The following is a 10,410-nucleotide window of genomic DNA, read 5'->3' on the forward strand; positions in this document are numbered from 1 at the left end:
TAAAGAAGGCATGAAATGAGAGGAATGTGTCTGATGAACTCATTTTAGTTTATAGTTTAATATTAGAGAATATAGAATTAAAAAATAAAGTAGTTTGGATTCCTTATTTTCTTAAAAGTTTACGCTTAGGCGAAATAATTTTATCCACCAAAGTAATAAAACACATAATTAATACTTGCAAGTAATTTTTCTTCTCCCACTCATATGCATAATGATTTAATAGGGATCGCATAATTTTGATAGGATTATTGGTATGCTTTCTTCGAATTTGAGATACTTTTAGCTTTACTAATGCAAAACTGTTTTCAGTTCTAGATTTTGTAGCAATAATAACTAATGGGTTTTGTACTGTTTTGTGGGATATCAGAAAAGTAGATATTTCATCAGGAATAGAGATAAAACCTTGCGTCTGTAAATATAATAACGCTTCCTGAAAAGGAGAAATAGATTGTTGTTCTCTAATCAGTTTGTAAAACATGTTCCACATGGTGGTATCAAAACTTTTTATAATCAAAGTTGCATCTGCAATCCATCGAATAGCGGGTATTTCGTTATACTGATATCCATGTAAGATTGTAAAAAACAATTCATAAGCAGGGTGTAGGGTTTTGTACCCAAAATCATTAGATATAGAATGTTTCCAGATATTTTTATAAAATGATTCTTTAAGAGGGTAATAAGACACTCTATAATGAAGGTCTAAATCGAGTTTGTCTTTATCGAAAGAATGTGCACTTACTTGAGAAAGAGGAAGATGATAGGGGTTTCTCGATTTAGATGTCCATCCATTGTTTAACACAAGATCTACAGCTTGATCCCAGGATTTCTGCGGTACGATTATGTCTAAATCAACAGTAGGGCGTTTTCCATAATCCTGATAATATTTTTCTGATAAGGCAATACCTTTAAAAATCATAAGCTCAATGCCCTTTTGATTGAATGCTTTGGACAAATCATGGAGCCTCGATTTTAGTATTTGATTTTTGTACCAGATGTATTTATAATAACTTTTGAGCTGTACAATAAGTGAATGTGTATATTCTTGATCAGAGATATTTTTGTATAGTAGAGAGAGTAATCTTTGAGAGCCAAGATCTAAGCTATCATATATTTGAGGAAGAACAGCTCCTTTCTCGATACTAGCGTTGTTAATATCGAGATCGATCATTTTTACCCATTTTTCAAATGATTGTATAGATTCTTCGCCAGTTAGGAGACAGGCTCGAAGCAATAATAATTGTTGGGCGTTGGGTAAAATCCCTGATTGCTGAGCTAAGAAATTCAAATCTTCATTCATCATTGTGATCTTCGTCTGTCTAGAATTGCTTTTAACACTTTCGGAAAATCATTTTTCATTTCCTTGTTTAGTAATGTTTGATTAGTACCGTGAATTCGTCGTTGTACCAATACTTCAGGAAGAATATATTCATTTAGTCCTATATCTTTGAATCTCGCATACCATTCTAATAAATCTTGGGTATTACTATTTGTATCAAACATACCGACTTTTAGAAAAGAAGAAGTTCTAACTAATAGCGCAGATTTATGAATTCCTACCATTGTTTTAGGTGAGAAATCAATTGTTTTGATTAGGTCTGCGTCCATATCAGGAGAGAGAAAATTTGTAATGTTCGTAAAAACTAAATCTAATGAAGGTTCGTTTATAAAACATTGTATCTGCTTTTCAATTTTACTTTTGTGCCAGAGATCATCGTGATCCAGCAATGCAAAAAAATCTCCTTTTGAAGCTTTAATACCCGTATTAAGTGCTACAGCTGTACCTTGATTTTTTTGATATATATATTGTATATTATCAAACTGTTGTATAATATCCTTGGTGGCATCCGTAGATCCGTCATCTACAACAATAATTTCTGCAATCGGGTATGTTTGTGCCAATATACTGTCAATACTTTCCTTAATAAAATTTGCTGCATTATATGCGGGAATGATAACAGAGATTTTATTTTTCATGATTAATAATTATGGGGTCAAGGCTTTTGAGTTGATCAGCAAATCGTCTTCGGTCTAATGATTTCTTAAGTACTTCTAGGATACCACTGCCTTTAAATGATAGGTCATTTGTGCTATTTTTATTATGGACTCTATAGTTGAGTGTAACTTTATCAATGATCTTCATAGATGTTTTTGCTTCGCGAACTCTCAAAAACCAATCTTGATCTTCACTTAATCGTAATGTTTCGTCAAAAGCCCCTACTTTGCTAAAAACATTTTTTTTAATTAATAATGATCCCAGATGTGCGTTAAAGTGAGGGGTTTCTAATTTTTCGGTTTCCTTACGTTTTATACTTTCTGGCATAAAAAAATAGCTTGTTAGTCCTCCTATTATTTCTAAAGACGGATCTGCAGTTAATTGCTGAAGTTGTTCTTTAATTTTGTTACTAGGCCAAATGTCATCTGAATCTAAAAAAGCAAGTACCGTTCCGGTGGCCAATTTGATTCCTTTATTTCTTGAGAACGATGGTCCAGAGTTTTGTGAATTAGAAAATACTAAAACTTCTGGAAATTTTTTTTTGATCAATGAAATGGTGTTATCTGTAGATGCATCATCGATACATATAACTTCATTAAATGCAAAATTCTGGTCATAAACACTTTGTAGCGCTTCTATAATAAACTGTTCACTATTATATGTTGGTATGATTACTGAAACAGTCATAGGTATAGAAGGAAGGTATATTATTGCTCAGATTCTTCTTTGGGCTTTACAGGCCAGCCTTGTTCTTCATCAACCTCATGTATTGGATCTAACATGATAAGATCAGACATATCATCATATTTAGAGTATGTAATGGCCTTAAAAGTTTTTACCTCTTCTGGTTCGATCTCCTCTGTCGATTCATTGGTGCTTAGGTTGGCTAGCTTTTCTTCAACAAGAAAATTAATAAAGTGATCTATTTGCTCTTCATCTAAAGAAGTAAGCTGATCAAAGGATTTTTTTATGGCGGTCTGACTACAGTTTTTCTCAATTAACAACCAAATATCCAAAGCAGTTTCTTTAAGACTATAATAGATACCTGAATCAAGATTTACGACAACTATCTCATCATCAAATTTATCACTTACTACTTTAGGATTTAGAATCATATTAGTAACTTTTTTAAAATAATATTTTTGGTTGTAAGTTCCTTGTTTATCTCAAAAACCAGTAAAATCAGTCTAGTTACAAAGATAAAATTTTATTTAAGACTGCAACCTACTCAAATATAGCCTAAACTACTTGATTAAGGATAAATTTCCCCGAGATAAATAGTATGTTTTATCTGCTAAATCCTTGAATAAGGAATGATGGCTGATTATTATTATGCTAATGTCTTTTTGTTTTTTAATAGTTTTTACCATAGAGATGATCGAAGTGCTATCTAGGTGATTTGTAGGTTCATCCATAATTAATAGCTCGGGATTTGTAATTAGAGCTCTTAGAATAGAAATTCTCTGTACTTGACCGCTGGATAGATTTTTTCCTCCCTGAATTATTTGAGTTTCTAATCCGTTTTGAAATTCTTTGATGAGTTCAATAAAAATAGGGCTGCTCTTTAATTTTTCTAAGAAATTAGGACTAGATACCCCAAACATCAAATTTTGCCGAATAGTACCATTAACAAGTACTTGTTGTTGAGGGATGTATCCAATCTTACTTCTGAGTTCTCCGAGATCAATACTATCATAACTTGTGTTTTCAGCGAATATTTCTCCTGACAGTGGGGAATAAAACCCTAAAATAAGATTGATAAGAGAGCTTTTTCCAGAGCCATTAGCTCCGGTTATTAATACAGTTTCCCCTCGTTTTATATCAAAATCAATATGATTTAATAATCGCTGCTCTTTTTGATATTCAAAAGTGATGTTTTTTAGAGTGATGTTTCCAGAAAAATCGATGTGCAAAGGTGTTTTGTTAGAGGTTTTGATTATGCTACTATCATGCAGGTCGTATATTTTTTCGAGAGCTATAGTGCCCAGATTCATTGTGCTCCATTGTGATTGTATTAAGGTAGCTGTTCGTCTAATGAACACAATCAGAAAGTACAGTCCAAAAATATTACCATAAGAATAAATGCCTAGTAATATCTGTACAGACCCTAATACAATTAGTAAAGTTGCTGAGATATTAATAATGAGCTCATTGATCACTTTACTATTCCATCCTTTTTTGGCTGCATCAGTTCCTTGATCAGTCATTGTACTAGAGTATTGAGAAGCTTCTACTGTCTCTAGCGATTCTAGGTTTCGCATTTTTATAAGTACATGCTTATGAGATAGGTGATTGACATAAGAGGATAATGTGTCTTTTGTAAGATTGTATTGTCGGATACTTTGAAGCGTGCTTTTGCGAAGTTTTTGCTGAAAAAGAACACCAATAATACCAAGTGCCAAGGTTGTTAAACCTATCACAGGATTATAGATAACCATAATACCCACTCCTATACAAAATAGTGTGATTTGAGGGATTATTATACTTAGCAGGCCATCAATCATCATATCCACAGTCTCAATATCAGATACTGTTCTGTCGACTAGTTTGGCTTGATCAGTTTTATCAAAAAAGACTTTTTTAGCCTTTATTATAGAGGTCAACAATTCTTTTTGTAATCGAAGAACTGCATTTTTTGTGATTTTTAAAAATATATTCCTGTGAATAATAGACAGCAGGCTTTGAAGTAAAGTTAACGCGATAATACTGCCTGAGTTGATTAACAACCCTTGTAAATCTTGATTAGGAATGTTGTTGTCAAAAATTAACTTGATTAAGTATACTGATGGTAATAGTAGTACAGACTGAAAGATAGAAAATAATAATGCATATATAAGTATATGTCTATTTTCTGTAGTATACTCTTTAAAAAAACGTTTTATGGTTTTGTTGAATATCAAATACGCATGATTTTATCAAGTTATTGCAAAGATTGTATAAATTCATCTAATATATTAGGTAAAGCAGTAGAATCTTTGCCAAGTAATAGCTTATACGTTTTTGTTATGCGAGCAAATTCAGACATTTTTGCAAAAGCCTCTTCACGTAAACCTGGTAGCTGAAACAAGGTGGTTGGAGCTAATGCAAGCATTGCTTCGCTACTACTACAGGGAACAATAGTTGTCTTGTCTGCATCTGTCACTGTTGGTAAAAGTGTTGCCAGAACGGGCATTTTCTTTATCAAGCTTTCTTTATGTTTAGGATACAGTAAGATACGATATTTGTCATCAATAGGGGCATTGAGGTCTTTTACATTAACGTTGAGCTTAGGTAATAACTTTAGTGAGTTATGATTTACTTTTGTCAATGAAAAGAGGCTGTATACTTCTTGGTTTTTGCAATCTAGCAATACGTAATCATCTCCTGCGACTTTAAGCATAGAATTAACGCAAGCAAGAGTAGAAGTAGATTTTCCTGAACCTCCTTTACCAACTAACAAAACACCTCCTTTTTCTGTCCCTACAGCACCTGCATGCACAGGTTGAAAGCTACTGTCCTTAAACCACCAATGAAAAACCATTCTTAATGGAAAGTCGGATTCCCAATATGGGATGTCATTTTGCGATCTAACCCAATAATATCCCTCATTTTTTAGTGTATCTAACATGTAGATAGCTTCTGATCCGGGTTGGTGAAGTGTGAAAAATCGATCATTACTATAGGATTGAATAAAGCCTAAATGATGTCTCTCTTCTAGTTCCCAAGGGATATCAGGAAATGCTTTTGTCGGTTTTTCTTCCCAAAAATGAAGAGTAAGACAAGGGGCTACTTCGGTTGATACAGGAATAGACAGATGGCTGAACGCTTTATAAAATATTGGGATTAATGAATCTCCCAAAAATTTCATTTGAATGGTAAATGCCCCCACTTGAATAGTTCTTATAGTACTGCTCTTTTCTGTAGTCTTTTGATTATATTGTGATGCGAGTTTTTTAAAATAAGCTTCGATCTTCACACTAGTTATTTTTAGATTGTTTGCGTTTCCTTTTTATAGATAGAAAAATGGCTCGAGATAGTTCCTTGAGAGAAGCAGCTGCGTGCCTTGATTCATTAGTTGCATGGATTCTTTTTTTTAGGACTATAGCATCCGTTTGAAAAAAAGAGATGCCCGCGTCTTTTATTCTAAAAAACCAGTCAAAATCACTGCTGAACCTGAAAGAGATGTCGAAATCACCATAATTACTGAATAATCTTTTATCAATAAGTGCACATCCCAAAAGATACCCATCTAGATTTTGATTGACTTGTTCAGGTTTTACCCATTTTGGGATTTCGTCAAGACCATCAAGGAACCATTGTTGTTTGCCAATAACTATATTGTGATCTTGATTTTTGGTAAAACAAATCAGTCGATCAGCTAGACTTGTATGTGTCCATATATCATCTTGATCAATAAAAGCAATTAAGTTTCCTTGAGCCATTTTGATACCCAAATTACGAGCGGCAGCGACTCCTGCATTTTCCTGAAACACATAGGTTACCTCTTTAAATTTTTCAATAATTTGTTTACTTTGATCCTGCGATCCATCATCAATAACAATAATCTCCTTTGGTTGTATTGTTTGATCAATGATACTTCTAAGACACTCTTGCAAGAAAGCTTCTCCATTGTATACCGGAAGAATTACACTAATTTCTTGATTTTTTTGAAGCTCCATATTGTGCTCTAATTTCTTTTGAAACGTTTGTATCCTAAAAATACAATAGTTAGAAGAACAATTGCTCCAAATATCCAATACCAAAGTATATTTATCCCAAAATCAATAGGAGTAGGATCGCCAACAAGGTAGAAACTACCCCAGTAAAAAGGAGTTGCAGTATGAAAATCAGCATTTGCTAAATATTGTAATTTGGCCCGTTGTAACGCTTTGGATTTGCGCATTCCCTTTTTAAGGTTAGTGTAAAAATATTTCATGAGTGCTGGGGTGGTTCGGTCGGATATTTCCCAACTACTAAGTAGTAGACTTTTTGTGCCGGCGTACTGAAACGCATTGCCTAAACTCATAATTCCTTCGCCTTTAGCTATTTTTCCAGCACCTGTATTACAGGCGCTTAACACAGTTAATTCTGTAGGAATATCTAAAGCAAAAAGCTCATGACCATATAATAGATTATCTTCTATAGTATCTTTGCTTTTTGTAAAAAAGAGTTTAGAGTTTTCTGGATGTTTGTTATCTACTTCTCCATGTAATGCCAGATGCAAGATTTTATAGCGATTTGCATTTTTCTTAAAAGTAGCCTCGTCGGCATCTGTACCAAAATAATATTGACCATCCATAATATCTGCAATGGCTTTAATCTCTTTACGTGTTCCCGGGAGATCATCTCCAGTATTGCGCAAGGTCGCTAAACTTATGTTTTTTGATGTAACTACATTTGCACTGTCAGAAAAAGAAAAAGCAAGACATCCATCTTGTTTTTCAGTTTGTAGTTTTTGTTTAAAAGGACTGAACAGTAAGGTAGCAGAATTAGCATAGGAAATTGCATAGTCTCTTAATAAATAAGGTAACTCTTTAGTTTTAACATTTAATTGTGTATTCTGCTCTGTGAGTAATAACTCAAAATTCAAGTGCCATAAGACACCATCTGGGATGATAATTATTTCATTTCCAACAAGTTGTTTTTCTATTGGTGCCATGATCTCATTATACAACTTATAGGCTAATGATGCATATGTATTATTATCTTTTGAAGTTATTGCCTCGTGAATTGTTCTTATGTTTTTTTCCAACTCAGTAGCTTGAATTTTCTTGATTGCAAAGTTGTTTTTAGAAATAATAAAAGCGTAAGTGGTACTGTCTGAAGTAAAAAACTCTAATAGCGTGGTTTTTTTATCTAGTTTTTTTTGTATTTCTGAGACAGTTACAACTTTATTTTGATGTCTGATTTTATAATATTTTGGATGTTCCTCTTCAAGGATTTGAGTAAGAGAATCCTGTCTGCGTACTACGCCAAAAAGTTTACTTTCGTATTCTTGTATACTTGTTACATCTATTGAATCTCTAGATTTCTCTGCAAGAATTCGTGATTGATAAAAAGCACGTTTAGATTTTAAAGTACTTTCTAGTACGGTTATTTCATGTGATAACCCTGCAAACTTTTTAGCATTATTGTCTAGTAGGAGATCTTTTAAGATATTTGACTTACTTTTTTCACTATAATAAAGTGCTTTTTCGAAGGTTCTTTGATCATTATTCGATTCAAAAAGTAATAATTGAGCAGTAATCGCATCAGCATACATTTCTTTGGCTTGTTCTGCTAAGGTTACTTTGTCTGAATAATTTTGATATGATCGCTTAAAGAAATTCATTAATTGATCCAGATTATTGTATAGGGCGATGCTTTGTTCTAGGTATTGTATGTTTTTATCTTTTTCGTAATATTTTTGAAGAGTTCTAGATTTTTCGATAAGCGTTGTGAATAATTGGTGTAAGTCTGAATAATGGTTAGGGTCAAATTTTTTTTTGTGAGTTGTCTTGCTTATGTTTTTTGTGTTGACTTGTATAGACTTGTCAAAATATGATAGTGCTTCTGTATACTTTTTTTGTTTGCTATATATCCTTCCTATATTATTATAAGAAATAGAGACTAATTTAAAATGTTGTTTTGATTTTTCTTTTAATACCGCTAAGCTTTTTTGATAGCTTTGAATAGCCTTTGTATAGGCCTCTTTTTTCTCATATATTACTCCTATGTTTTTATGAGAATTTGCAATATCCGAATGGTTTTTATCCAAAATAAGATGTTCTATTCCTAATGATTTGTGATAGTAATTTAAGGCAAGGTCATATTCTTTTTTATCAGCATAAAGATTTCCCATATTATTATAAATATTTGAAACTTCTGAATGATTTTTCCCAAATGCTTTTATGTATATATGCAGTGCTTTAGTTAAATATATTAGAGATTTTTCTTTATCTAATTTGCTATAGGTAGTTCCGATATTTCCATAAACACCTGCTACCGTAGGATGATCTTTTCCGTAAATCTTTTTCCATAATTCCAGACTTTTTTTAAAATATTCTAATGATTTATTTAGTTCATTATTATTGGCGTATATGTTTCCAATATTATTATATGCCGAACTTAATAAAAAGTAATTTTCTTCTTTTTTAAAAATAAACAATGCTTTTTTACAATATTTTAAGGCAAGATTAGGTTGGTTTAATTCGATATATATGTTTCCAATATTTAGGTATCCATAACCAGCATATAGATGATCTTCTCCTCTGTTTTTAATTGTAATGGATAAATGTTTTTCATAATATTTTAGTGCTTTATCAAACTTTTGAAGACATTTATACATAACTCCTAAATTATTGTTTATGTCACCAACTTTAACATGGTTGGAATCAAAAATCTCTTGATAAATCGCTAGAGATTTATCATAATATTTTATAGCATCTCTAAATTTTTCTGTATAATAGTAAAATAAGCCAATACTTTGATAAGATTTTACAATTTCTAGATGAACGGGAGGAAATCTTTTTTTTCTTATGATTAATGCTTTTTGATAAAAAGAAAGTACCTTGTTATATTCTCCTTTTTCTTGGTAATACCTTCCAATATTGTCGAAGGCATTAGCTTCTTCTACATGGTCTTTAGATAAGTGTAAGTGACTAATATTTAGAGCGTTTTTTGCATTCAGAAATAATTCTTCTAATTCCCTCATTCTTCCTTTAGTTTCTGAAATCTTATTATAACAACTCGCTACGCGTCCCCATGCTTTAGCTGTTTCATAAATTGGCAGCGCTTTTTTAAAAAGAAGTATAGATTCATTATGATTTTTTACTTCTAAAAGCGAATCTGCTTTTTTATAATGTTGCCAGGCAATCAGGGTATCATTTTTTGTTTGTGCAAATACAGTGATATGTCCTATCAGGAATAGAGTGGCTACTAGAAATGATCTCATCGGTTTATTGTTTAGTTCTTTTGAAATATACTATACTTCCTACTATTAACAATAGCATAATTACTACGCCCAACCCCCAATACCAAAGTATATTTATCCCAAAATCGATAGGAGTAGGATCGCCAACAAGGTAGAAACTACCCCAGTAAAAAGGAGCCAGCCTATTTATATTTCCATTTTCTAAATACTGTAATTTGGCTTGCTGTAATGCTTTAGGTTTATCCATTCCATTTTTTAAGTTACCATAAAAATATCTCATGAGTTCAGGAGTAGTTTGATCGGATACCTCCCAACGACTAAGTAACAAACTTTTGGTCCCGGCAAACTGAAAAGCGTTCCCCAAACTCATAATTCCTTCTCCTTCGGCTATTTTTCCTGTTCCGGTATTACAAGCACTAAGTACAGCTAGTTCGGCAGGAATGTCTAAAGCAAAAAGTTCATGACTGTATAATAAGTTGTCTTCTAAAGTATCTTTACTTTTTGTGAAAAAGAGTTTAGAATTCTG

At 32.4% G+C, this 10,410-nt stretch carries 9 protein-coding genes; all 9 read right to left on the minus strand.

The genetic code is table 11. The features are described 5' to 3' along the window. Positions 1 to 103 precede the first annotated feature (103 nt). A complete protein-coding gene (locus tag DZ60_RS0112680; protein WP_081740489.1) occupies positions 104 to 1,300 on the minus strand; it encodes a nucleotidyltransferase family protein in 1,197 nt (398 codons plus the stop codon). Then, on the minus strand, positions 1,297 to 1,974 hold the full coding sequence (locus tag DZ60_RS0112685) for a glycosyltransferase family A protein (RefSeq protein ID WP_025742443.1): 678 nt from the start codon (positions 1,972 to 1,974) through the stop codon (positions 1,297 to 1,299). Before DZ60_RS0112685 ends, DZ60_RS0112680 begins: the two co-directional genes overlap by 4 nt. Further along, the gene (locus DZ60_RS24285) at positions 1,964 to 2,680 is read right to left on the minus strand and encodes a glycosyltransferase family 2 protein (RefSeq protein WP_025742444.1); all 717 of its coding nucleotides are present in this window, start codon (positions 2,678 to 2,680) and stop codon (positions 1,964 to 1,966) included. The genes DZ60_RS0112685 and DZ60_RS24285 overlap by 11 nt, the downstream gene beginning before the upstream one ends. Positions 2,681 to 2,700: 20 nt before the next feature. Continuing rightward, positions 2,701 to 3,108 carry a PqqD family protein gene (locus tag DZ60_RS0112695; protein ID WP_025742445.1) on the minus strand — a complete coding sequence of 136 codons (408 nt, stop codon included), beginning with the start codon at positions 3,106 to 3,108 and terminating at the stop codon, positions 2,701 to 2,703. Positions 3,109 to 3,237: 129 nt separating this feature from the next. Continuing rightward, a complete protein-coding gene (locus DZ60_RS0112700) occupies positions 3,238 to 4,893 on the minus strand; it encodes an ATP-binding cassette domain-containing protein (protein ID WP_025742446.1) in 1,656 nt (551 codons plus the stop codon). Positions 4,894 to 4,913: 20 nt separating this feature from the next. Further along, positions 4,914 to 5,948 (minus strand): hypothetical protein, encoded by a 1,035-nt coding sequence (locus DZ60_RS0112705; protein ID WP_025742447.1) that lies wholly within the window; start codon positions 5,946 to 5,948, stop codon positions 4,914 to 4,916. A gap of 1 nt (position 5,949) precedes the next feature. Next, positions 5,950 to 6,651, minus strand: coding sequence for a glycosyltransferase (locus DZ60_RS24290; RefSeq protein ID WP_025742448.1), 702 nt, complete (start codon positions 6,649 to 6,651; stop codon positions 5,950 to 5,952). A gap of 8 nt (positions 6,652 to 6,659) precedes the next feature. Next, positions 6,660 to 9,905, minus strand: coding sequence for a CHAT domain-containing protein (locus DZ60_RS0112715; RefSeq protein ID WP_025742449.1), 3,246 nt, complete (start codon positions 9,903 to 9,905; stop codon positions 6,660 to 6,662). Between the two features lie 4 nt (positions 9,906 to 9,909). Continuing rightward, positions 9,910 to 10,410 (minus strand): CHAT domain-containing protein (locus DZ60_RS0112720; protein ID WP_025742450.1); only part of this gene is annotated, 501 nt, incomplete at its 5' end.

The sequence above is a fragment of the Aquimarina pacifica genome (assembly GCF_000520955.1).
Classification (GTDB): Bacteria; Bacteroidota; Bacteroidia; order Flavobacteriales; family Flavobacteriaceae; genus Aquimarina; species Aquimarina pacifica.